The 21442-nt window shown below is 69.1% G+C and carries 23 protein-coding genes and 1 tRNA gene; 10 read left to right on the top strand and 14 right to left on the bottom strand.

Translation table 11 applies throughout. The features are described from left to right. From lysW to EPL04_RS09860, 3 genes are all read right to left on the bottom strand, one after another. A complete protein-coding gene (lysW, locus tag EPL04_RS09870; protein WP_134671172.1) occupies nt 1-165 on the bottom strand; it encodes a lysine biosynthesis protein LysW in 165 nt (54 codons plus the stop codon). Nucleotides 166-336: 171 nt separating this feature from the next. Continuing rightward, on the bottom strand, nt 337-1845 hold the full coding sequence (argH, locus tag EPL04_RS09865) for an argininosuccinate lyase (RefSeq protein WP_134671171.1): 1509 nt from the start codon (nt 1843-1845) through the stop codon (nt 337-339). A gap of 1 nt (nt 1846) precedes the next feature. Next, nucleotides 1847-3100 (bottom strand): argininosuccinate synthase, encoded by a 1254-nt coding sequence (locus EPL04_RS09860; protein WP_134671170.1) that lies wholly within the window; start codon nt 3098-3100, stop codon nt 1847-1849. 299 nt (nt 3101-3399) lie between these two features. On the opposite strand from EPL04_RS09860, the gene EPL04_RS09855 reads away from it, so the two are divergent. Beyond that, complete coding sequence (locus EPL04_RS09855) at nt 3400-3906, top strand: 2'-5' RNA ligase family protein (protein WP_134671169.1); 507 nt, start codon at nt 3400-3402, stop codon at nt 3904-3906. 43 nt (nt 3907-3949) lie between these two features. Here the strand turns inward: EPL04_RS09855 and EPL04_RS09850 are convergent, their stop codons facing one another. Further along, on the bottom strand, nt 3950-6130 hold the full coding sequence (locus tag EPL04_RS09850; protein WP_134671168.1) for an ATP-dependent DNA helicase: 2181 nt from the start codon (nt 6128-6130) through the stop codon (nt 3950-3952). 64 nt (nt 6131-6194) lie between these two features. Then, nucleotides 6195-7136: a cation diffusion facilitator family transporter gene (locus EPL04_RS09845; protein WP_134671167.1), complete on the bottom strand. Its 942-nt coding sequence runs from the start codon at nt 7134-7136 to the stop codon at nt 6195-6197. Nucleotides 7137-7267: 131 nt separating this feature from the next. Here EPL04_RS09845 and EPL04_RS09840 point away from each other — a divergent pair, with 131 nt between their 5' ends. After that, a complete protein-coding gene (locus EPL04_RS09840; protein WP_134671166.1) occupies nt 7268-7774 on the top strand; it encodes a metallophosphoesterase in 507 nt (168 codons plus the stop codon). Nucleotides 7775-7913: 139 nt separating this feature from the next. On the opposite strand, the gene EPL04_RS09835 is transcribed toward EPL04_RS09840, so the two are convergent. Further along, a complete protein-coding gene (locus EPL04_RS09835) occupies nt 7914-8555 on the bottom strand; it encodes an ArsR/SmtB family transcription factor (RefSeq protein WP_134671165.1) in 642 nt (213 codons plus the stop codon). Between the two features lie 94 nt (nt 8556-8649). Between EPL04_RS09835 and EPL04_RS19330 the strand changes: the two genes are divergently transcribed. Further along, nucleotides 8650-8778, top strand: a complete 129-nt coding sequence (locus EPL04_RS19330; protein WP_280177964.1) for a DUF7859 family protein — start codon at nt 8650-8652, stop codon at nt 8776-8778. Between the two features lie 63 nt (nt 8779-8841). Here EPL04_RS19330 and EPL04_RS09830 read toward each other — a convergent pair whose 3' ends face one another. Then, complete coding sequence (locus tag EPL04_RS09830) at nt 8842-9864, bottom strand: threonine aldolase family protein (RefSeq protein ID WP_134671164.1); 1023 nt, start codon at nt 9862-9864, stop codon at nt 8842-8844. Between the two features lie 95 nt (nt 9865-9959). On the opposite strand from EPL04_RS09830, the gene EPL04_RS09825 reads away from it, so the two are divergent. After that, nucleotides 9960-11054, top strand: coding sequence for an aminopeptidase (locus tag EPL04_RS09825; RefSeq protein ID WP_134671163.1), 1095 nt, complete (start codon nt 9960-9962; stop codon nt 11052-11054). Between the two features lie 249 nt (nt 11055-11303). On the opposite strand, the gene EPL04_RS09820 is transcribed toward EPL04_RS09825, so the two are convergent. Next, nucleotides 11304-11483: a hypothetical protein gene (locus EPL04_RS09820; RefSeq protein WP_134671162.1), complete on the bottom strand. Its 180-nt coding sequence runs from the start codon at nt 11481-11483 to the stop codon at nt 11304-11306. 147 nt (nt 11484-11630) lie between these two features. Between EPL04_RS09820 and EPL04_RS09815 the strand changes: the two genes are divergently transcribed. Next, nucleotides 11631-12137 (top strand): DUF3592 domain-containing protein, encoded by a 507-nt coding sequence (locus EPL04_RS09815; RefSeq protein ID WP_134671161.1) that lies wholly within the window; start codon nt 11631-11633, stop codon nt 12135-12137. 397 nt (nt 12138-12534) lie between these two features. On the opposite strand, the gene EPL04_RS09810 is transcribed toward EPL04_RS09815, so the two are convergent. Continuing rightward, nucleotides 12535-12654: transfer RNA gene (locus EPL04_RS09810), tRNA-Arg, on the bottom strand. 103 nt (nt 12655-12757) lie between these two features. Between EPL04_RS09810 and EPL04_RS09805 the strand changes: the two genes are divergently transcribed. Continuing rightward, on the top strand, nt 12758-13327 hold the full coding sequence (locus EPL04_RS09805; protein ID WP_134671160.1) for an AAA family ATPase: 570 nt from the start codon (nt 12758-12760) through the stop codon (nt 13325-13327). Then, complete coding sequence (locus EPL04_RS09800) at nt 13324-13743, top strand: RNA-binding domain-containing protein (RefSeq protein ID WP_134671159.1); 420 nt, start codon at nt 13324-13326, stop codon at nt 13741-13743. The genes EPL04_RS09805 and EPL04_RS09800 overlap by 4 nt, the downstream gene beginning before the upstream one ends. A gap of 3 nt (nt 13744-13746) precedes the next feature. Here EPL04_RS09800 and EPL04_RS09795 read toward each other — a convergent pair whose 3' ends face one another. Then, a complete protein-coding gene (locus tag EPL04_RS09795; protein ID WP_244605533.1) occupies nt 13747-14775 on the bottom strand; it encodes an alpha/beta hydrolase in 1029 nt (342 codons plus the stop codon). 85 nt (nt 14776-14860) lie between these two features. Here EPL04_RS09795 and EPL04_RS09790 point away from each other — a divergent pair, with 85 nt between their 5' ends. Then, nucleotides 14861-15715 (top strand): DUF6544 family protein, encoded by an 855-nt coding sequence (locus EPL04_RS09790; RefSeq protein WP_134671158.1) that lies wholly within the window; start codon nt 14861-14863, stop codon nt 15713-15715. Between the two features lie 50 nt (nt 15716-15765). Then, nucleotides 15766-17058: a kynureninase gene (gene kynU, locus EPL04_RS09785; protein WP_134671157.1), complete on the top strand. Its 1293-nt coding sequence runs from the start codon at nt 15766-15768 to the stop codon at nt 17056-17058. A gap of 8 nt (nt 17059-17066) precedes the next feature. Here the strand turns inward: kynU and EPL04_RS09780 are convergent, their stop codons facing one another. The 3 genes from EPL04_RS09780 to EPL04_RS09770 form a co-directional block, all read right to left on the bottom strand. Next, entirely contained in the window at nt 17067-17621 is a 555-nt protein-coding gene (locus tag EPL04_RS09780) for a magnesium transporter (protein WP_134671156.1), read from the bottom strand. Beyond that, nucleotides 17622-18200 (bottom strand): magnesium transporter, encoded by a 579-nt coding sequence (locus tag EPL04_RS09775; RefSeq protein ID WP_134671155.1) that lies wholly within the window; start codon nt 18198-18200, stop codon nt 17622-17624. A 261-nt stretch (nt 18201-18461) separates the two neighbouring features. Continuing rightward, nucleotides 18462-19847, bottom strand: a complete 1386-nt coding sequence (locus EPL04_RS09770; protein ID WP_134671154.1) for a signal recognition particle protein Srp54 — start codon at nt 19845-19847, stop codon at nt 18462-18464. A gap of 234 nt (nt 19848-20081) precedes the next feature. Here EPL04_RS09770 and EPL04_RS09765 point away from each other — a divergent pair, with 234 nt between their 5' ends. Continuing rightward, nucleotides 20082-20351 carry a hypothetical protein gene (locus tag EPL04_RS09765; protein ID WP_167599452.1) on the top strand — a complete coding sequence of 90 codons (270 nt, stop codon included), beginning with the start codon at nt 20082-20084 and terminating at the stop codon, nt 20349-20351. Between the two features lie 6 nt (nt 20352-20357). Here the strand turns inward: EPL04_RS09765 and ftsY are convergent, their stop codons facing one another. Continuing rightward, nucleotides 20358-21440 (bottom strand): signal recognition particle-docking protein FtsY, encoded by a 1083-nt coding sequence (gene ftsY, locus EPL04_RS09760; RefSeq protein ID WP_134671152.1) that lies wholly within the window; start codon nt 21438-21440, stop codon nt 20358-20360. Between the last annotated feature and the right edge of the window lie 2 nt (nt 21441-21442).

Here is a 21442-nt window from a genome sequence, read left to right as displayed (position 1 = left end):
TTACTCCCCCCAGTCCTCTTCGAGCTCCGGGGCTCGATCGAGGACTGGCGGGGCTCGCTCGACGATTTCGAGTTCGGCGCCACAGGTCGTGCAGTCGACTATCTCTCCCACTTCTGCCGAATCGTGTAGGGCGACGTCCGCCCCGCACTCGACGCACTCTGTCATCGTACCCCTTCGTACCCCGTACGTATACTTAAACCCGTCGAATTTGTAATTTGTATTACATAGAGTAAATGCGACGCTAACGGCGTGAAACGCTCGAATCCCGGTCAGTCGAAGCCCGATCGTCGGCTCCGTCGATATATAAATGGGGTCCCGGACGGGACCGGCGGCGGATCAGTCATATCGACTCACCTCCGTCCGGAGGCGCTCGTCGGCGCTCGCCAGCGCGTCGCGTTCGGCCGCGAGCGCGTCGGCGTCCGCCTCGACGCTCGCCTCGGCGTCCGAGCGCACGGTCGCGACCGCCTCGGGCGCGGGACCGCCGGCCGAGTCGCGGGCCGCCGCGCTGGCCTCGGGGTCGAGCGCGGCCTCGACCGACTCGCGGTCGACGTAGGCATCGAGCGACTCGCCGAGCACCGACTCGGCGGCGGCGTCGAGCGCGGCGTAGTCCGCCCCGTTCTCGGAGGCGTCTCCCGCGCGCTGGGCGGCGTTCGCGACCATCTCGTGGGCCTTCCGGAACGGGACGCCCTGCATCGCCAGCAGGTCGGCGACCCCGGTCGCGGTCGAGAAGCCCTCGCCGGCCGCGTCCGCGAGCGCCGCCTCGTCCCACGTCGCGGTCGCCGCGGCGCCGGCCGCGACCTCGACCGCCTCGGTCACCGCGTCGACGGCGTCCCACGCGTGGGGGGTCGCCTTCTGGAGGTCGCGGTTGTACGCCCGGGGAAGTCCCTTCAGCGTCGTCAGCAGGCCGTTCAGCCCGGCCGCGGCGTCGCCGGCGGTCGCCCGCACGAGTTCGAGCGTGTCGGGGTTTTTCTTCTGGGGCATGATCGAGGAGGTCGACGAGTAGTCGTCCGACAGTTCGACGAGCCCCTTGTTCGAGAACACCGCGAGGTCCTCGGCGAGCCCCGACACCGTGGCGGCGAGGTTCGCGAGCGCGGCGACGACCTCCACGAGGAAGTCGCGGGTCGAGACCGCGTCCATCGAGTTCGCGACCGTCCCCTCGAAGCCGAGCAGGTCGGCGGTCCGCTCCCGGTCGACGTCGAAGGGCGTGCCCGCGAACGCCGCCGAACCCAGCGGCGAGCGGTTCACGCGGTCGTAGGCGTCGAACAGCCGCTCGGTGTCGCGGGCGACCGCCCCCTCGTACGACAGCAGGAAGTGGCCCACGGTGGTTGGCTGGGCGGGCTGGAGGTGGGTGTAGCCGGGCATCACGGTCTCGGCGTGACGGCCCGCGGCGTCGGCGAGCGCCTCCCGGAGCGCGAGCGTCGTCTCGATCGCGTCGAGGACGTCCTCGCGCAGGCGGTACCGGATGCAGGTCGCGACCTCGTCGTTGCGCGACCGGGCGGTGTGCATCTTCCCGCCGACGTCGCCGACCCGGTCGATGACCGCGGTCTCGATCGCGGCGTGAACGTCTTCGCCGTCGGGCAAGGCGTCGAAGCCGGCCGCCGCCACGTCGTCGACCGCGGCGAGGATCGTCCCGGCCGCCTCCTCGTCGACGATACCCTGTTCGGCGAGCATCACGACGTGGGCGCGGTCGACCGCGAGGTCGGCCGCGAAGATGCGTTCGTCGTCGTCCATCGAGGAGAGGAACCCGCGGGCGGGGCCGCCGCTGAAGCGCTCGCGGCGCACCACGTCGTCCGCGCCGGCGCGCTCCGGGTCGTCGCCCGCTCCGGGCTCGCTCTCCTCCGTCATGCTACTGGTCCTCCTCGGTCGCCTCGCCGTTCCCGTCGGCGAGCAGTTCGGCCTTCTTCGCCTCGGCGTCGGCGGTCACCTCGTTCGCGAGCCGCGACTGGAAGCCGTGGTACTTCGCCACGCCGGTCGCGTCCTCTTGGGCGATCCCGTCGACCGACTCGGTGTTGAACGAGGCGGCCGATTCGGAGTACACCGCGTACTCGCTCTCGCGACCGACCGGGCGCGCCTGCCCGCCCTCGAACTTCACCGTGACGGTGCCCGTGACCTTCGTCTGGGTCTGTGCGACGAACCCGTCGAGCGCGTCCACGAGCGGCGCCGACAGCAGTCCCTGATAGGCCTTCTCGGCCCACTGGTGGTCGACCTGTTGTTTGAACTCGCGTTCCTCTTTGGTGAGCACCAGCCCTTCGAGGGCCTCGTGGGCGTTGAGAAGTGTCGTCGCCGCGGGGTGTTCGTAGTTCTCGCGCACCTTCAGCCCGAGCATGCGGTCTTCCATCATGTCGGTCCGACCCACGCCGTGGCTCCCCGCGAGGTCGTTGAGCGTCTCGATCAGCTCGACCGGGTCGATCTCCTGGCCGTCGAGCGCGACGGGGTAGCCGTCCTCGAACGTGAGCTCGATCGTCTCGACGTCCTTCCCGCCGGGCGTGTCGGTCCACTCGTAGATGTCCTCGGGCGGGACGTAGCCGGGGTCTTCGAGGTTCGCGCCCTCGACCGACCGGCTCCAGAGGTTGGTGTCGATCGACCAGTCGCCCTCGTTGCCGCCCTCGACGGGCAGGCCCTTCTCGTCGGCGTACTCCATCTCCCACTCGCGGGTGAGTCCGAGTTCGCGGACCGGCGCGATCACTTCGAGGTCCGAGTCGCGCCAGACGGCCTCGAACCGGAGCTGGTCGTTGCCCTTCCCGGTACAGCCGTGGGCGACGGCGTCACAGCCCTCGTCCTCGGCGACGCCGAGGATCGCCTCGGCGATGATCGGACGCGCCAGCGCGGTCCCGAGCGGGTAGGTCTGGTAGGTCGCGTTGGCGGTGACCGCGTCGAGACAGAGGTCGGCGAACTCGGCCTTGGCGTCGACGACGTAGTGGTCGAGCCCGAGCGCCTCGGCGGTCTCCTCGGCCTCGTCGAACTCCTCGGCGGGCTGGCCGACGTCGACGGTGACGCCGATTACTTCGTCGTAGTCGTACTCCTCTTCGAGCAGTGGGACGCAAACGGTGGTGTCGAGCCCGCCCGAGAAGGCGAGCGCGACTTTGGATGTTCCTGACATGTATGGGTGTGTGGTGTGTGTCTGTGACTGGTAGTTTACGGACGATACCGGCCGCCTCGGAAGCGAAACGCCGTCAGATCGGTGGAGTAAGTAGTAGTGGGGCTAAAGACGCCCCGGTCGTCGCGGCGCGAAGACGGTGACGGACTCGCGGCTCTCGGAGAGAGCGAGCGCGCCCGAGCCGCGAGTCCGCGTCATTACCAGTTACAACAGCCCCAAGGGGTTTAAACTCTTTCGACACGACTCCGAGCGACCCGTCCGAACCGCTATTCCTTTGTGCGACGCTCACCGACGTGTGAGACGTGTACAGCGTCAGCGTCCCGGTTCCGGGGTCGGTCGAGCGCCTCGCCGAGGAGCTCCGGCCCGCGCTCCTCGGCTTCGAGGCGATCCGAGACCACCACACCCTCGTCTGCAAGCGCCTCGGCGACGCGCCCGCCGGCGGCGTCCCGCGCCTGCGCGAACAGCTCCGGACAGCGCTCGCGGGCGCGCCCGCCTTCGAGATTCAGATCTCGGGCATCGACTACTTCGAGTATCCGACCCGGGGTGAGGGTCCGGTCGTCTACTTCGACGTCGAGAGCCCCGGGTTGTGGCGGCTCCACGACCAGCTGGTCGAGGCGTTCTCGGCCATCGAAGATCTGGAGGGCGAGGACTACTCACCGCACGTCACGCTGGCGCGGGGCGGTTCGGTCGCCGACGCCGAGCGCCTCGCCGCCCGCGACGTCGAGCCCGTGAGCTGGACCGTCTCGAAACTGCTGTTGTGGGATGCGACGTACGCCGAGACGGTCACCGAGTTCTCCCTGCCCGCCTGAACGTCGACTCGCTCGCGGGCGGTCGACGCGTCCTCGCCCGCCGTCACGGCGTCGGCGGCGCGCCCGCCCACGCGTCCCTGTCACCGTAGAAGTTCAGCATCGCGAACTTCAGTTTCTCGGGTTCGATGTCGATCATCTCGCCGCGTTCTTCGGACGGGAACGTCTCGCGGACGCCGTACTTGCCCATCTCTCTCCGGCCCGCCTCGGTGTAGCGCTTGTCGACGAGCACTCGGACGCCGAAGTCCTCGGGCGACCGGATCACGCGCCCGAGCGCTTGGCGGGTCTTGCGGATCGTCGGGATCTCGACCGCGTACTCCCACCCCGAATCGCGGCCCGACCGGTCGGCGAACGTCCGGTCGTAGGCCTCCTGGACCGCCTCCATCCGGTCGCTGAGATGGGGGTACGGAACCCCGACCACCACCACGGTCCGGGCGTCGTCGCCGTCGAAGCTCACGCCCTCCGCCAGCGTCCCCCACAGCGAGGTGAAAAGCGCCGCCCCGTCGTCGTCGACGAACTCTCGGCGGAGCTCCTCGACGGACGTGCCGGGCTCGTCCATGTAGAGGGCGGCGTCGGTTTCGCGGGCGAGGCGCTCGTGGTAGCGCTTGGCCTCGGCGTAGCTCGGGAAGAAAAGCAGGCTGTTCCCGGCGGTAAACTCTACGGCGTCTTCGAGGACGCCCGCGATCGTGGCCTGAGTCTCGGGGTCGTCGCGCTCGCTCGAAAACAGCGCGGGGCTCTCGACCGCGAACGTCCGGCGGTTCTCCTCGGGGAACTGGAGCCCGTAGGCCAGCGAGACGGGGTCTTCGAGCCCGAGCACGTCCCCGATCACGTCGAACGGCCGGAGGGTCGCGCTCATCAGCACCGTCGCGTACACCTCCGAGAACAGCTCCGCGGTCACCTCCCGCGGGATGCAGGTGTACAGCTCCGCCCGACCGTACACCTCGTCGGTGGCCTCGTCGCGCCGGACCGAGACCACCGGATACTGGCCCAGATCGGCGCTCTCGTCCATGAAGTCCCGGACGAACTCGGCGGCCCGGAGGGTCTGACACTCTTGACGGGTGGTCGCCTCGCCGTCCTTGTACGCCTCCTCGTACTCCTCGTCGAGTTCGCGGCCGAGGTGGATCGCGAGTTCGAGCTCGGTGTCGATGCCCTTCCCGGTGTACTGCTGGAGGAAGTTGAGCGTGAGGTCGTCGCGTTTGTCCTCGTTCGAGATGGAGACGTCCTCCCAGGTGCCGTCGACCTCCTCGCGGTCGCCAAATCCGAACGCGTCCTCGTAGGTCTCTTCGAGCGCGCGCCGGAACGCCGCGATGACGTTGTATGCGGGCTCGCTTCGGGCGTCGTCCGAGTCCTGTAGTTCGTCGAGCGCCGAGTCGAGGGTGTTCTCCGTGAGGGTGCGACTGGCGTGTTCGCGGGCGGTCCCCTCGACGTTGTGGGCCTCGTCGAAGATGGTGATGACGTCCTCCGGGTCCCGGCCGAGCCACCGGAAGAACTGCTCGCGGATCATCGGATCGAGGAGGTGGTGGTAGTTGCAGACGACCAGATCGACCCCCTCCATCCCGTCTTTCAGTAGCTCGTAGCCACAGAGGTGCTGGCGCTCGGCGTAGTCGTAGATGTCGTCGGGCGTGCGCACGTCGTCGTAGAGCCACGAGTAGAACGCCTCGTTGTCGCCGACGAGGTTGTTGTAATAGTACTCGCAGGTGTTCGTGTCTTCGAGTCCTTCCAGGGTCTCTTCGACCTGTTCGAGCTCGTCCATGACCGCACTCCGGGCCTCGGCGGCGCGGTCGTCGCCCTCCCGGCTCGCTTCGAGTAGCTCCTCCTGGCGGGCTTCGAGCTCCCGCAGGTCCCGCTCTTTGTCGACCACTTCGTAGGTGTTGTCCCGCAGGACCTGACACTCCTCGAAGCCCACGTCGATGTGGCACATCGACCCCTTCCCCCGGAAGACGACCGCCCGGATCGACTCCTCGGTGGTGATCTCGCGTGCCTCCTCGACGAACTGGCGCATCTGCTGGTGGACGTTGGTCGTGATGACGACCGTCTTGTCCTCCTCGCGGGCGTACTCCAGTGCGGGCACCAGCGACGACAGCGTCTTGCCCGTCCCGCAGGCCCCCTCGAACAGCACGTCCTGCCCCCGGGCGAAGGCGTTGTAAATGCGGTCCATCGCCTCGCGCTGGTTGGCGTACGGCTCCTCGTAGGGGAAAAACTGCATGTACCCGTTGGTCTCTGCCACGGGAGGTGATTTGCGGGGCTTGGGGTTTAAAGTCTCGCTCCGGGGCGGAAGTCCGGGTCGGACGCTACCTCTCGGGCTCGATGTACACTTTGAAGATGCTCGGGTTCGCCTCCTTCAGCGCCTCCTCCAGTCCGGTGATGCTGTCGTCAATCCCGCCCGTGTCGAAACCGTTCTCGAAGGTGACGTCGGCCGCGATCAGCACCTCCTCGGGCCCGAAGTAGACGCTCCGGAAGTCGACGATGCCGTCGACGCCGTCCCAGCCTTCGATGACGTCTCGGAGTTCGCGCTCGTCGTCTTTCGGGAGGCTCTCGCCGAGCAGGAGGCGCTTGTTCTCCCACGCCAGCGCCAGCGCGAAGCCCATCAGCATGAGCCCGATCAACAGCGCGGAGACGGCGTCGTACAGCGGGTTCCCGGTGGCTCTCGAGAGATACACCCCGAACAGCGCGAGCCCCGCCCCGACAAGCGCGATGGTGTCCTCGGTGAACGCGGTCAGCGTCGTCACGTTGCTCGTCTTCCGGAACGCCTCGCCCAGCCCGCTCCAGCCGTGCTGGTCGATGTCTGCGTTCATCCCCTCCCACGCCTTCTTGAGCGCGTAGCTCTCGAACGCGATCGCGCCGGCCAAGACGGCGTAGTTGACCCAGACCGCCGGGAACGTCGCGCCGAGCAGGGTCACCGGCCCCTGCTCGACCGGATGGGGGTGCATGATGGCGTCGTAGCCGTGTTTGGCGCTCTCCCACCCGGCGATGCCGAACAGGAACACGCTCACCAGAAAGCTGTAGAAGAACTCGGCTTTCCCGTAGCCGAAGGGGTGGCCGCGGCTGGCGTCCCGGCCGCTGAACCGGAGCCCGACGAGTAAAAACACCTGATTGCCCGTGTCCGAGATCGAGTGGTACGTCTCCGAGAGCATCGCGGCGCTTCCTGTCAGGAGAAAGCCACCGAACTTCAGGATGGCGATCGCTCCGTTGGCTATCAGCGCGGCGACGACGACAGATTTGCTTTCGGCCATCGTCCCCACTTCTCTGGCGCGCGGTAAGAATCTGGTTGCAGTCCGACCCCGAAGACGCGGTGGGAGCCGGCACCGACGGTCGGCGAGTCCGGACGGAAACGCTCAGGACCCGTCCGCCCGTACGTCGACCCATGATAACCGTCGTCTCGGACACCCACAGTCGCTCGGGCCACGAACTGACCGGACGCGCCGCCGAGGCGGTCGAGGCCGCCGACCTCGTCGTCCACGCCGGGGACTTCCTGAACGAGGCGGCCCTCGACGCCTTCGAGGCCGCCAGCGATCGCCTCCACGGCGTCTACGGCAACAACGCCGCGCCGGGGGTCCGCGATCGCCTGCCCGCAGAGCGCACCTTCGAGGCCGAGGGCGTCCGGTTCGTCCTGACCCACGGCGACGACCGGGGGGCGACCGGCCTCTCGTTGCTCGGGCGCCAGCAGGCCGCCGACGTGGTCGTGTTCGGCCACTCGCATCGCCACGCGGTCTCCGAGGCCGACGAGGTGCTCTTGCTCAACCCCGGCAGTCACGCTCGCCCGCGGGGCGGTCTCCCGACCCACGCCGAGCTCCGGCCCGCCGACGGCGGGCTCGACGGCGAGATCCGCCACCGGGACGGCTCGGTGATCGAGGAGTTTCGCGTAGAATAGCGCTCGCGGGAGTCGGTCGGCGGCTCGGATATCGGCGCCGAACGGCCGTTCGGCGTCGGATGGAGGGCCGAAGCGGGGCGGTGCACTCACACCTACGCGCCGCCGTATCAAGTAGCTCCCGTAAGCTCAAAGACGCGTTTTAGTCACTCCGGCCGTTCGCGTAGTACCACCACGCGAACCCGAGCGCGAGGACGAGCGCACCGCCGGCGAAAAACAGGAGGCCGGGCGGAACCGCGTTGCTCGCCGCCTCCGCGGTCTGGCGGCCCGCGTCGGTCGACTGGATCGACATCCCGCTCGGCTGGCCGGTCGTCTCGCTCCCGGACTCGCCGACGAACGGGAGGCCGTCGCCGACGGCGGTCTGGACCGCGAGGCTGAGGAGTCCGAGCGCGCCGAACGCGCCGAGGAGCCGCGAGAGCGCCGCCTTCAGCCCGCTGGTCTCCTCCTCGTTGCCCGCGAACACCACCAGCGGCTGATCGGTCGGGGCGTAGACGCTCATCTCCCGGCCCTTCTCGGAGTAGACGGTGTCGACGACCTCGATCACGTCGGCGTCTTCGAGGTTGCCGAGGTGGTACTGGGCGTTCTGGAGGGAGGTGTCGATCTCCTCGGCGAGCGCCGAGGGCGTGGCAGGGTCCTCGTGGAGCGCGGCGAGCAGTTCGCGGGCGGTCGACGACGAGAGGGCGCCGAGGAGGTCGTCGGCGTCGTCGCTGTCGACGCCGATGACCCGCGGTTCGGCCGACTGCGAGGCGGTCGCGTCCGAAGTGGAGGGCAGCAGGTCAGCCATGTCGGCGGATACTCACCCCCGGCAAATGAATGTTGTCAAGCGTCGAACCTTCGGCGTCGAAACGAATTTGAGCGGCCGACCGGATGGTACGCGTATGGAGTTCGTCTACAACAACCCGATCGTCGTCGGCTTCGTCGCCCTCTTGCTCGGGTTCGTGCTGTTCATGTACCTGTTCATCCGCCGGACCGTGACGAGCTTTCGGGAAGGCATGGAGAACAGCTGAGAGCGGTCGGGTCCGCCGGGCGTCACCGCGTCGGGTCGACTCGACCGGGCGCCCGAGGCCGACTCAGCCTTCGAGCGCCTCGCCGACGCGTTCGGCCGCCTCGACCACGTCCTCGCGGTCGACGTCCCAGTGAGTGCAGAACCGCGCGACGTGGGTGTCGAACTCGACGCCCCGGACGCCGGCGTCGGCGGCGGTCTCGAGGAACTCCTCGGCGGTCAGTCCCGTCTGCTCCGTGTCCACGAGCACGATGTTCGTCTCGGGTTCCTGTACGCCGAGCCCCTCGATCTCGGCGAGCCGGTCGGCGAGCGCGCGGGCGTTCTCGTGGTCCTCGGCGAGCCGGTCGACGTTTTCGAGCGCGACCAGCCCCGGCGCGGCGATCACGCCGGCCTGACGCATCCCGCCGCCGAACAGCTTCCGGGTCCGGCGGGCCCGCTCGATGAACGCCTCGGTGCCCGCGACCACCGATCCGACCGGCGCGCCAAGCCCCTTCGAGAGACAGAACATCACCGAGTCGACGCTCTCGACCATCCGCTCGGGGGCGACGTCGTTGGCGACCGCGGCGTTCATCACCCGCGCGCCGTCGAGGTGGACCGGCACGTCCCGCTCGTGGGCGGCCTCGGCGACGGCGTCGATCTTCTCGGGCGCGATGGCGACCCCGCCCTTGCTGTTGTGGGTGTTCTCGACCGCGACAAGCCCGGTGCCGGGGCGGTGGAGGTCCTCTTCGACGTACTCCTCGCGGACCTGTTCGGGCGTCGGGATCCCGCGCTCGCCGCCGTCGAGGGTGCGGACCTGTAGCTCCGAGAGCTGTGCGATGCCGCCCAGCTCCCACTTGACGACGTGGCTCTCGCGCTCGGTGAGGATCTCCTGACCGCGGTCGGTGTGGGTCCGGATCGCGATCTGGTTGCCCATCGTCCCGGTCGGGACGTAGAGGGCCGCCTCCATCCCCACGAGGTCGGCCGCGCGGGCTTCGAGTTCGTTGACCGTCGGGTCCTCGCGGTACACGTCGTCGCCGACCTCGGCGTCGCGGGCCGCCTCCCGCATCCGGTCGTCGGGCATCGTCACCGTGTCGCTCCGCAGGTCTGTCATACGTCTCCCTTTCGCGTCCCGCGCCAAATACTCGGTGATGCCCGCAAGCCGTTCGAGACCGAAAGCGGTTTGGCCGGCTCACCAGACGTTCGGGTATGGACCCGCGGATCCGAAAGCACGCCGAAGTCGTCGTCGACCACTCCACCGAAGTCGAGGCCGGAGACAACGTCGTCGTCAGCGCCCCGCCCGCGGCCGAAGACCTCACGCTCGCGCTCTGTGAGGTCGTCGGCGAGCGCGAGGCGTTCCCGCTCCACGTCGCCGGCCGGCAGGACGCCACCCGCGCGGCGTTCCTCCGGGCGGCCGACGCCGACGCCCTCGACGCGCCCGACCACGAGCTCGCGCTCGCCGAGGCCGCCGACGTGTGGATCCACGTCCGGGCTCACGACAACGTCGCCGACATGAGCGCGGTCCCCTCCCAGACCATGTCGGCGTTCCGGAAGTCCCACAGTCCGATCCGCGAGGAGATCCTCGACACGACGTGGGTGCTCACCCAGTTCCCCGCGCCCGCCGACGCCCAGAACGCCGAGATGTCGACCCCCGAGTACGAGCAGTTCGTCTGGTCGGCCATCGACAAGGACTGGGACGCCCAGCGGGAGTTCCAGGACCAGATGGTCGAGATCCTCGACCCCGCCGAGGAGGTCCGGATCGTTAGCGGCGAGACGACCGACCTCCGGCTGAGCGTCGACGGGATGACCACGATCAACGATCAGGCGACCAACAACCTCCCGGGCGGCGAGGTGTTCACCGCGCCGGTCGCCGACTCGGTCGAGGGCGAGGTGCTTTTCGACAAACCCCTGATCCATCAGGGCCACGAGGTCGAGGACGCCCGGCTCCGGTTCGAGGACGGCGAGGTCGTCGAGCACGCCGCGAGCAAAAACGAGGACGTCCTGACCGAGGTGCTGAACACCGACGAGGGCGCCCGCCGACTCGGCGAACTCGGTATCGGGATGAACCGCGACATCGACCGGTTCACCTACAACATGCTGTTCGACGAGAAGATGGGCGATACGGTCCACCTCGCGGTGGGTCGGGCCTACGAGGCCTGTCTCCCCGAGGGCGAGTCGGGCAACGAGTCGGCGGTCCACGTCGACATGATCGTCGACATGTCCGAGGACTCCTACATCGAGGTCGACGGCGAGGTCGTCCAGCGCGACGGGACGTTCCGGTTCGAGGACGGCTTCGAGGCGTAACGCCGTCGCCCGGGCGGACTGCTCGGGAAAGTGGTTTGTTTCCCTGACTTACAGTGGAGTTTAAGTGTGTGTGGTGTAGACACACGCCTCGTGACGAAGGTATCGTGTCCCGACTGCGGTCGCAGTATCGCCATGCACGAGCTCGAAACCCGGACCGTGGCCCAGCACAACGACTTCCAGACGAACTACCGGTGTCCGTTCTGTCGGTCCGCGATCCAGGACGTGGGCGAACTCCTCTGAGACCCCCGCTCAGTCGAGCAGGCGATCCCGCAGGTTCCCGAGCCACTCGGTCAACAGCGCCGCCCGCACACGGTGGGGGTCGGCGCGTCGAGTCGACCACTCGTCGAGCGTCGCCTGCTCTTCGCGCGCCCATTCGAGCGTCGCGACGCCGTACCGATACTGGGGGTCCGAGACTGGAGGGCTGGACATGTCGGCGTCGTCCCGCGAGGCCCGTGTAAGCTTTCTGTTCTGCGGTCGCCGCGTGCCGGAGGTGGTGGGGGCACGAAGTGTCCCGGGGCCGAGAAGCCACTCGTCGTCTCCGGTGGGTCTATCAGTCGCTCCCGTAAACCGACGGGTGTGGCTCCCGATTCGAGTATCACCGTGGGCGGCCGGGAAATCGACCCCGTTCGGGGCGGACTGCTGGTCCTCCTCGTCGGTGTGGCCGTCGCGGGCTACGGCGGCTACGATCACCTCCAGCAGCGACAGGCGATCGACGCCGCGGTCCCGGTGAACGCGACGATCGCCGAGACCGGCGTCGAGTCGGACGGCTCGGGGTCGAGTACGGGCGTCGAACACTACCCCGTCGTTCGGTTCGAGTACGCGTATCGAGGCGAATCGTACACCTCACAGAACGTCTACCCCGCGTCGGTGAGACAGTCGTACGACACCGAGTCCGCCGCGAGCGACGTCGTCGACGAGTACGAGGTCGGCGCCACCGTCACGGCGTACGCGACCCCCGAATCGCCCGGCGACGCGTTCCTGAAGAACCAACAGTCGAACGGGCCGCTCGTCGCGATCGGGATCGGTCTGGTCGCGATGCTGCTCGGGGGCCGATCGGCGCTGAACGGCTTCCGGAACTCGTAGCGAAACCCTTCCCGTCGCGAGCCGACCTAGCGACGAGCCGAGCCGCGATTCGCCGTCCGGTGGGGCTGGCCTTTCGACTGCGAACGAGCGAAGCGAGTGAGCAGGCCGAGGAACCCCCGAAGAGGGTGACGACGGCTTTTCATCGACGTTTTACAAGGGCGCGCCTCTCGGGGCGTCTTGGCGAGCGAAGCGAGCCAAGGCTCGGAAGACGCGGTTTGTCTTCCGGTGCGCCCGCAGTAAAAGGTCGACGGGCACGATGGGATTGTGAACCAGCGCCAGGCGTGCTCACTTCGTTGCGCGCGACTGGCAGGGTTCAAACCCCATCGAGCGACTCGATTCGCCGCTCGCGGTGCGGCGAGCAACTGAATTGCTCGCCGAGTGCTCGCGGCAGAATCAGCGGGCACGATGGGATTTGAACCCACGACCGTCGGATGTCTTCCCCACCCGGCGGCGAGCCGCGAGCCGACACCGGCCGGGATAGAAGTCCGACGCTCTATCCGGACTGAGCTACGTGCCCTCGACAGGCCGTACTTCCCTCAGCGCCAAAAGAGCTTAGGTTTCGAACCGACTCGCTCGGAGGAACACAGCGCTTAAGCGCGCTTCGCCAGTACTCAACGTCAATGAGAGTAATCGGTACCGTGGGCCTGCCCGGCAGCGGCAAGGGCGAGGCCGCGGCCGTCGCCGAAGCACTCGGGGTCCCGGTCGTGACGATGGGGGACGTGATCCGCCGGGAGTGTCGGGACCGCGGGCTCGACCCGGCGGACCACCACGGCGAGATCGCGGCCAAACTCCGCGAGGAGAACGGCCCGGACGCGGTCGCCCAGCGCTCGCTCCCCGTCGTCGAGGAGGCGCTCGAAGACGGCGACACCGTGCTGGTCGACGGCATCCGGTCGGGCGTGGAAGTCGAACGCTTCGAGTCGGCGTTCGGCGACGACTTCGCGCTGGTCGGCATCGAGGCGCCGTACGAGGTCCGGGCCGACCGCGTGACCGACCGCGGCCGGGACAACACCGACGACGGCGAGTCGCTGCGCGAGCGCGACGAGCGCGAGCGCGGGTTCGGGATGGACGACGCCATCGCCCGCGCGGACGTGACGATCCGAAACACCGACTCGCTGTCGGCGTTTCAGGAGACGATCCGGACGCTCCTCACCGAGGGCGTCGACGCGCTCGAGGAGGTGAGCACGGCGTGATCTACAGCGTCGACGTCCAGATCACCGCGCCGGTCAACGACACCGAACTCGGCGACCGCATCGCCGACGCGATCACCAACGTCTTCCCCGGCGCGGACGTCGAGGAGCGCCACGGCGAGATCGCCGCCGAGACCCACTCGCTCGATCACTTCTCGGAGCTACTCCACCGTCAGGAGATCCTCGACACCGCGCGCGGAGAGCTGTTCGGGAACCGTCGGGGCGACACCCTCTCGTTCGACCTCAAAAAGCAGGCCGCCTTCCAGGGCGTCGTCAACTTCGCGGTGGGCAACCCCGACGAGCTCGGGGACATCCACGTCCGGATTCGGGTCGAGGAGCCGGACGTCGAGGCGTTCGTCGACCACGTCGCCCCGCCCACCGAGGAGGGCAAGCCGGTGGCTCCCGACGACGAGCGCTGAGGCTCAGAGCGACCGGAGCTCCCGCCCGAGGTCGTCGAGCGCCGCGTCGGCCGCCGCGACCGACTCGCTCGTGCTGAGAAAGCCGTGGGGCTGGTCGGGGAAGTGGTCGTGGCGGACCGCGACGCCGGCGTCCGCGAGCCGGTCGGCGTACGCGATCCCCTCGTCGCGGAGCGGATCGAACCCCGCGGTCACCACCGTCGCGGGCGCCACCTCCGAGAGGTCCGGCGCCCGGAGCGGCGACGCGTAGGGGTTCGCGCCGTCGATCTCGCTCCGGAGGTAGTTGTCCCAGAACCACCGCATGTCGCGCTCGGTCAACAGCGGCCCGTCGCCGTTCTCGGCGTAGGAATCGGTGTCGAACGCGTAGTCGGTGATCGGATACAGCAGGAACTGGCGCGCGAGCGCGGGGCCCTCGGCGTCGCGCGCTCGCTCGCGGGTCGTCGGTCTCCGCTCGCCGCTCCGAGTCGCGTCGTGGCTCGCCCGGAGCGCGGCCGCGGCCGCGAGGTTCCCGCCCGCGCTGGTCCCGCCGACCGCGAGTCGGTCGGGGTCGCCGCCGAAGACCCCGGCGTTGGCCGCGGCCCACCGGAGGGCGGCCTCTGCGTCCTCGACCGCGGCCGGGAAGGGGTGTTCGGGCGCGAGCCGGTAGTCGACCGAGATCACGACACACTCCCCGCGGCGGGCGAGTCGGCGACAGACGCCGTCGATCGAGTCGAGCGTCCCCACCACCCACCCGCCGCCGTGGTAGTACACCAGCACCGGCGGGTCGTCGTCGGGGTCGGCGTGGCGGTAGACGCGGATCGGAATCCCGTCGGCGGCCGCGCCGCCCCCGGCGTCGGCTCCCGTCTCGGGGCCGGGAATCGCGAGATCCCGGACGAAGTCGACGTCGGGCGGATCGTCGCCGGCGAACACCTCGTCCTCGACGCGGCGGGCCGCCGCGACCGACAGCGCCGACCACTCGGGGACGCCCGCGGCCTCGATCTCTTCGATCACCGCGACCGCCTCGGGGTCGAGTTCGGTTTGCAGGGGTTCGGTCACGCTCGGGAGTAGACACCCGACCGTCAAAGTAGTAGGCGTCGGTTCGCCCCGAGACGCTCTTGGCGGTGGGCGCCGATCGAGGGGTATGGGTCTCCGAACGCTCCTGAAATCGACGGGCGTCCTCGCGGTCGGCGCCGCCGCGGTCGGGCTGGCGGGCCGACTGCGCCACGAGCGCGCGACCGCGGCGCTCGTCGCCGACCTGCTCGCGGACGCCGATCGGTCCCGTCGCGCCGTCGCCCCCGAGGAGTTCGCGGGCCTGCCAGACCCCGTCCGGCGGTACCTCGACCATGCGCTCGCGGACGACCGGTCCCACGTCCGGACCGCCCGGCTCCGACAGCGCGGCGAGTTCCGGCTCGGCGGCGCCGAATCGGCGTGGAAGCCGTTCGCCGCGACCCACCACGTCGCGGTCCGCCCGCCGGGGTTCGTCTGGGACGCCGCCATCGAGGTGGCGCCGCTCGTGCCCGTCCGAGTCGTCGACTCGTACGTCGGGGGCACGGGCGGGCTCCGGGCGACGCTCTTCGGGCTCGTCGCCGTCGCCGACCCGGCTCCGACACCGGAGCTCGACGAGGGCGAACTGGTGCGGTACCTCGCCGAGGCGGTCTGGCTCCCGTCCGCGCTGGCGCCCGGGGCGGGCGTCGCGTGGGACCCGATCGACGACCGGTCGGCGCGCGCGACCGTCGATCACCGGGGGACCACCGTGTCGGCGGTGTTCCACTTCGAGGACGACCGGATCGTGCGCGTGACCGCCGACCGGCCGCGTCGGCTCCCGGACGGGCGCTTCGAGTCGACGCCGTGGACCGGCTCGTTCGGGCGCTACCGGGAGCGAAACGGCGTGACCGTCCCGACCGAGGCGTCGGTCGCGTGGCGGCTACCGGCCGGCGACCTCCCGTACTGGCGAGCGCGGGTGACCGGGATCGACCACCGGCCACCGATCCGGTGACCCGTTCGGCGTGGTAAAGGACTATGGCGGCGGCGACGCTCGACTCGCGCATGGAAGAGTTCGAATCCGGGGCGGCGTTCGCGGCCCGCAGGGACGCCGAAGACCCGCTGGCGCACCTCGCGGACCGCTTTTACGACCCCGACGACGAGCTGTACGTCGACGGCAACTCGCTCGGCCTGCTCTCGGCAGACGCCGAGGACGCGCTCGACTCGGCGGTCGACGAGTGGCGCGATCTGGCCATCCGCGGGTGGACCGAGGCCGACCCCGAGTGGTTCCACTACGGCGAGCGCCTCGGCGACCGGCTCGCGCCGCTCGTGGGTGCCGCCGACGAGGAGGTCGTCGTCGCCAACTCCACGACCGTCAACATCCACACGCTGATCGGGACGTTCTACGACCGCGCCGACGGAACCGAGATCGTCGTAAACGACCTCGATTTCCCGACCGACCACTACGCCATCCGGGCCCAGCTCCGCCAGCGCGGCCGGGACCCCGACGAGGCGCTGACCGTCGTCGAGAGCCGCGACGGCCGCACCATCGAGGAAGCCGACGTCGTCGACGCGATCGGTGCCGACACCGCCATCGTGTTCATGCCCTCGGTGCTCTACCGGAGCGGCCAGCTCCTCGACGTCGAGCGGATCACCGAGGCCGCCCACGAGGCGGACGCGCTCGCGGGCTTCGATCTGGCCCACTCGGTCGGCGTCGTTCCCCACGACCTCTCGGCGGCGGGGGTGGACTTTGCGGTCTGGTGTACCTACAAGTACCTCAACGCCGGTCCCGGGTCGATCGCGGGGCTGTACGTCGCCGAGCGTCACTTCGGCGAGACGCCCGCCCTCGCCGGGTGGTGGGGCCACGAGAAGGAGACGCAGTTCGAGATGAACCCGACCTACACGCCCGCCGCCGACGCCGGCGCCTACCAGATCGGCACCGTGCCGGTCCTCTCGGCGGCGCCGCTGGCCGGCTCGCTCGACGTGTTCGCCGACGCCGCCGACGCGACCGACGCCGGCGCGGTCGAGGCGGTCCGCGAGAAGTCCCTCGGGCTCACCGACTACCTCGTCGCGCTCGTCGACGAACGCCTGCCCGAATGCGAGGTCGGCACGCCCCGCGACCCCGAGCGCCGGGGCGGCCACGTCGCGATCGAACACCCCGAGGGCTACCGGATCACCGAGGCGCTCAAAGCTCGGGGCGTCGTCGCGGACTTCCGGCCGCCGAACGTCGTCCGGGTGTGTCCGTCACCGCTGTACGTCGGTTACGAGGACGTCTGGGAGGTGGTCGAGGCGTTCCGCGCGGTGTTAGACGGCGACGAGTACGAGTCGTTCGACAAACGAGGCGGCGGCGTGACGTAGGGGCTCGCCTACACTATCAGCCGCACCACGACGAACAGCACCACCACGCCGAGCACGTCACAGACGTTCGTCACCACTGGGATCACAACGTCGTCGGGATCGAGTTCGAACCGATAGGCGGCGTAGGTCGCGGCGACGGTCACGACCACCGCGAGCACCGCCAGCGCGAGCCCGGAGATCACCGAGACCGCGACCACGGTACCGACGAACAGCGCCGCGCCGCCCGTGAGGGCGGCCAGCCCCCACGCGCCGACCCCGACCATCGGGAAGACGGTGGCCGCGAGCGCGACCGTGGCGACCGCGTTGCCCGCCAGATCGTCGTCGGCGGGGTCGAACGACAGCGTCCCGAGGTGAAACGCGGTCGAGAGCCGCGCGGCCAGAATGCTCCCGAGGTTGCCCGCGGTGCCGATCATCACGGGGACGAGGATCAGCAGGGAGGGGTACCGAAGCAGTTCGGCCTCGAACGTGTCGAGGACGAGTCCGCTCCCGATCTCGACGATCGCGAGCACGACGAGCAGCGGTAGCATCGCCCGGGTGATCCCGCGAACGGTCCAGTTCGCCATCTACCCACCCCCGAGCGCCAGTATCAGCCTGACCGCCGCCAGCAGCGCGGCCATCCCGAACACGTCGCCGGTGGTCGTGACGACCGGCCCGACCAGCGTGTCGGGGTTAAGTCCCCGCCGATAGCCCGCGAACGCGACCGCGACGACGGTGACCGTCAGCGCGATGCCCGAGAGGACGCCGGCGACGAGCGCGATGGCCGCGAGCGCGACCAGCGACGCCCGCGGGCGACCCAGCGCGACCAGCACCGCGTAGGCGACCCCGGCCGCGAAGACGCTGATCGCGACGCCGTTGAGCATCGCGGCGCTGACCGCGGCGTACACCCGTCGGTCGTCGGGGATCGCTTTCGGCTCGACGAGCCCCTGGTGGAGCGCGGTCGAGAGCTTCGCGCCCATCGCGCCGTAGACGTTCCCCCGGGTCGCCAGCAGCGCCGGCACCAGCACCAACAGCCCCGAGACCTCCCGGAGTTCGCCGCGCATCCCGCCGAGGACGAGCCCCGCGAACAGGCCGCCGACCGCGCTGACCGCCAGCGCGGGGAGGGCTTCCCGGTAGGCCTGGGCGGCGACGTCGCGGACGGACATTCAGCGGTAGGTCACGTCGGCGCGACAAAAAGGCGGCGTGTCAGCGCGTCTCAGTCGACCGAACACGATCGTCGAACACTCTCGCGAGCACCAAGCGGTCCCACCGCGAGCGACCGAAGGGAGCGAGCGGCCCGAGGAACCCTCGACCGAGCGCAGGAGAGCGCTCCGCGCTCTCCAAGCGAGAGAGGGGGTGACGACGTGGTTTCGGTCGAGCGTTTGCAAGGGCGGCGCGTTCAGGCGCCGCCCGCAGCAAAAGGTCGTTTAGAAGGGCCCCATTCCGCCCATGCCGCCGCCACCGCCGCCGCCCTCCTGCATCTTTTTCATCATGCGCTCCATGTTGCCCTGCCCCATGCCCTGGAACTGCTTGAGCGTCTGGGACATCATCTTGTGCTGTTCGAGGAGCTCACGGACCGTCTCTTCGTCTTTCCCGCTCCCGCGAGCGATGCGCTCGACCTGACTCGCGCCGATCGACCGGGGGTTTTCGAGCTCGTTTTCGGTCATCGAGTCCATGATGACCTCGAAGCTCCGCATCCGGTCTTGGGTCACGTCCATCGCGTCGTCGGGGAGTTCGTCCATCAGGCCGCCGCCCATCCCGGGGATCATGTCCATCACCTGATCGAGGGGCCCCATGTTGTTCATCGCCTGCATCTGGCGGCGCATGTCCTTCAGGGTGAACTCCCCTTTCATCATGTCCTCGGGGTCCCAGTCTTCGTCTTCCTCCTGGGTCTCCTCCATCGCGCGCTCGACGCGCTCGGTGAGCTGTTTGAGGTCGCCCATCCCGAGCAGTCGCGAGATGAACCCCGAGGGCTCGAATCGCTCTATGTCCCGGACCTCCTCGCCGGTCCCGAGGAACGCGATGGCCGAGCCGGTCTCGTCGACCGCGGTCAGCGCGCCCCCACCTTTCGCGGTGCCGTCGAGCTTCGTGATCACCACGCCGTCGATCCCGATCGACTCCTCGAACTGGCTGGCCTGATCTTTCGCGCCCTGCCCGATGGCGGCGTCGAGCACCAGCAGACTCCGGTCGGGCTCGACGACGCCCTCGATCTGCTCTATCTCGTCGATGAGGTCGTCTTCGAGCGCGTGGCGGCCCGCGGTGTCGACGATGTGAACGTCGGCGTCGCTGGTCGCTTCGAGCCCCTCGCGGGCGATCTCGACCGGGTCCTCGGCGTCGGGATCGCCGTAGAAGTCGACCTCGGCGCGCGCGGTCATCTCCTCGGCCTGCTCGTAGGCGCCGGGCCGGAAGGTGTCGGTCTGGATGACCGCCGGCCGCAGGCCCTTCTTCGCGAACCACCACGCCATCTTCGCGGACGTGGTGGTCTTCCCCGACCCTTGGAGGCCGGCGAGCAGGATCGTCTGTTCTTCGAGCGGGAGCTCCATGCTCTCGCCGACCAGCGCCACCATCTCCTCGTAGACGATGCTGAGGACGTGGTCGCGGGCCGACGTTCCGCCGGGTGCGTCTTCCTCCAGCGCGCGCTCCTTGATGGAGTCCGACAGCTCCATCACGAGGCCGACCTCGACGTCGGCCTGCAGGAGCGACCGCTGAATCTCTTTGACGATCTCCTCCACGTCCTCCTCGGTCACGCGGGACTGCCCGCTGAGCTTGCCGAGAGAGTCGCGGAGAGAGGTGCCCAAATCGTCGAGTACCATCGTTGTTGAACGATAGACCGCGCGGGCGTTAAAGCCTTTTTCTGAACTGTCTCGGGGCGCGGGGCTCGCTCGCCGGTCTCGCGGTCCCGGAGCGGGGTCGGGCGCTCCCGCGTCGGGCTCGTCGTCTGTCGATCCGGCGATCGGGAGACGACGAGACGCGGTCTCACCCCGAGGCTCACGGCCGGTACGCTTATCACGTTCGGTCAGAAATCCACGCCCGTCCTCGTTCAATGCATGGCACGCGATTTAAACAAGGCACGCGATAACTCGGTAGTAACGGACGGTGAACGCGCGGACGTGACGGGCGACCCCCGAGGGCAGTCGCCCGCCGACGTGGTCGGAGAACTGGCGGCCGACGCCTACAGCATCGTCGTGGCGCTGGCCGCCCTCTCGCTGTCGTACTGGGTGCTCTTTCGGCACCTGCCGGCAGAGCTGTTCACGCTGGGGCTCGTGGCGACGGCGCTCATCGTAGTGAACGCCGCCGTCGCGATCCGTCGGCGGTAGACGGGGTTACGACTCGTCGCCGAGGAGCCGACCGACCAGTTCCTCGGGATCGAACTGTTCGAGATCGTCGTACCCCTGCCCGACGCCCAGAAAGAGAATCGGCTTGCCGGTGACGTGCGCGATGGAGATCGCCGCCCCGCCCTGCGAGTCGGCGTCGGCCTTCGTCAGCACCGCGCCGTCGATCTCGGCGGCGTCGTTGAACTGCTTTGCGCGCTGGACCGCGTCCTGTCCGGCGACGGCTTCGTCGACGAACAGGGTCATGTCGGGCCCGACCACGCGGCCGATCTTCTCGAGTTGGTCCATCAGCCCCTCGTCGGTGTGGAGCCGTCCGGCGGTGTCGCCGAGCACGACGTCGATGTCGTTCGAGTCGGCGTACTCGACGGCGTCGTAGATGACCGCCGCCGGGTCGCCGCCCTGCTCGTGGGTGATCACTCGCTTGTCGAGGTTCTCGGCGTGCTCCTGGATCTGCTCGTTGGCGCCCGCCCGGTAGGTGTCGCCGTTGGCCAGCACCGTCGAGAGCCCCCGATCTTCGAGGTACTTCGCGAGTTTCGCGATGGTGGTGGTCTTGCCGACCCCGTTGACACCGGTGAAGATGATGGTGACGGGCTTGTCGGCCTCGGCGATCCGCTGGTCGAAGTCGAACTGCCCGACCGAGATGACCTTCAACAGCGAGTCGTGGAGCGCCTGCTCGACCACGTCGGCGGTCTCGTCGCTGAACGACCGGGTCGCGCCCACGAGGTCCTTCCGGATGTTCTCGAGGATCTCGTCGGCGACGCTCACTTCGACGTCGCTCTCTAACAGCGCCATCTCGAGCTCCCAGAGCGGGTCTTCGAGGTCCTGTTCCTCGATGACGATCTCGCCCTTGGCGAACGACTTTGCCTTCTGGGCGAACCCGCCCGACGAGGAGTCGTCCTCGCTCGTCTCCGATTCGGCCGACGCCTCCGGCTCGGCGTCCGCGCTCTCGGCTCCCCCACCGTCGGCGTCGGCTTCGGCCTCAGCGTCGGCCTCAGCCTCCTCCGCTTTCTCCTCGGTCGTCTCCTCGACGTCGCTCCGGAAACTCCCGAGCTTGTCCTTCAGACTGTCGAACATCG

Origin of the sequence: Halorussus marinus (genome assembly GCF_004521895.1) — an archaeon.
Lineage (GTDB): Archaea > Halobacteriota > Halobacteria > Halobacteriales > Haladaptataceae > Halorussus > Halorussus marinus.
This window is presented reverse-complemented; position numbering and strand designations above follow the sequence as displayed.

Bases quoted from the DNA above. Each gene is read 5' to 3' on its own strand.
- lysW (WP_134671172.1), bottom strand. From the start codon at position 165: ATGACAGAGTGCGTCGAGTGCGGGGCGGACGTCGCCCTACACGATTCG.
- argH (WP_134671171.1), bottom strand. From the start codon at position 1,845: ATGACGGAGGAGAGCGAGCCCGGAGCGGGCGACGACCCGGAGCGCGCC.
- EPL04_RS09860 (WP_134671170.1), bottom strand. From the start codon at position 3,100: ATGTCAGGAACATCCAAAGTCGCGCTCGCCTTCTCGGGCGGGCTCGAC.
- EPL04_RS09845 (WP_134671167.1), bottom strand. From the start codon at position 7,136: ATGGCCGAAAGCAAATCTGTCGTCGTCGCCGCGCTGATAGCCAACGGA.
- EPL04_RS09840 (WP_134671166.1), top strand. From the start codon at position 7,268: ATGATAACCGTCGTCTCGGACACCCACAGTCGCTCGGGCCACGAACTG.
- EPL04_RS09835 (WP_134671165.1), bottom strand. From the start codon at position 8,555: ATGGCTGACCTGCTGCCCTCCACTTCGGACGCGACCGCCTCGCAGTCG.
- EPL04_RS19330 (WP_280177964.1), top strand. From the start codon at position 8,650: ATGGAGTTCGTCTACAACAACCCGATCGTCGTCGGCTTCGTCGCCCTC.
- EPL04_RS09830 (WP_134671164.1), bottom strand. From the start codon at position 9,864: ATGACAGACCTGCGGAGCGACACGGTGACGATGCCCGACGACCGGATG.
- EPL04_RS09825 (WP_134671163.1), top strand. From the start codon at position 9,960: ATGGACCCGCGGATCCGAAAGCACGCCGAAGTCGTCGTCGACCACTCC.
- EPL04_RS09820 (WP_134671162.1), bottom strand. From the start codon at position 11,483: ATGTCCAGCCCTCCAGTCTCGGACCCCCAGTATCGGTACGGCGTCGCG.
- EPL04_RS09805 (WP_134671160.1), top strand. From the start codon at position 12,758: ATGAGAGTAATCGGTACCGTGGGCCTGCCCGGCAGCGGCAAGGGCGAG.
- EPL04_RS09790 (WP_134671158.1), top strand. From the start codon at position 14,861: ATGGGTCTCCGAACGCTCCTGAAATCGACGGGCGTCCTCGCGGTCGGC.
- kynU (WP_134671157.1), top strand. From the start codon at position 15,766: ATGGAAGAGTTCGAATCCGGGGCGGCGTTCGCGGCCCGCAGGGACGCC.
- EPL04_RS09780 (WP_134671156.1), bottom strand. From the start codon at position 17,621: ATGGCGAACTGGACCGTTCGCGGGATCACCCGGGCGATGCTACCGCTG.
- EPL04_RS09775 (WP_134671155.1), bottom strand. From the start codon at position 18,200: ATGTCCGTCCGCGACGTCGCCGCCCAGGCCTACCGGGAAGCCCTCCCC.
- EPL04_RS09770 (WP_134671154.1), bottom strand. From the start codon at position 19,847: ATGGTACTCGACGATTTGGGCACCTCTCTCCGCGACTCTCTCGGCAAG.
- EPL04_RS09765 (WP_167599452.1), top strand. From the start codon at position 20,082: ATGGCACGCGATTTAAACAAGGCACGCGATAACTCGGTAGTAACGGAC.
- ftsY (WP_134671152.1), bottom strand. From the start codon at position 21,440: ATGTTCGACAGTCTGAAGGACAAGCTCGGGAGTTTCCGGAGCGACGTC.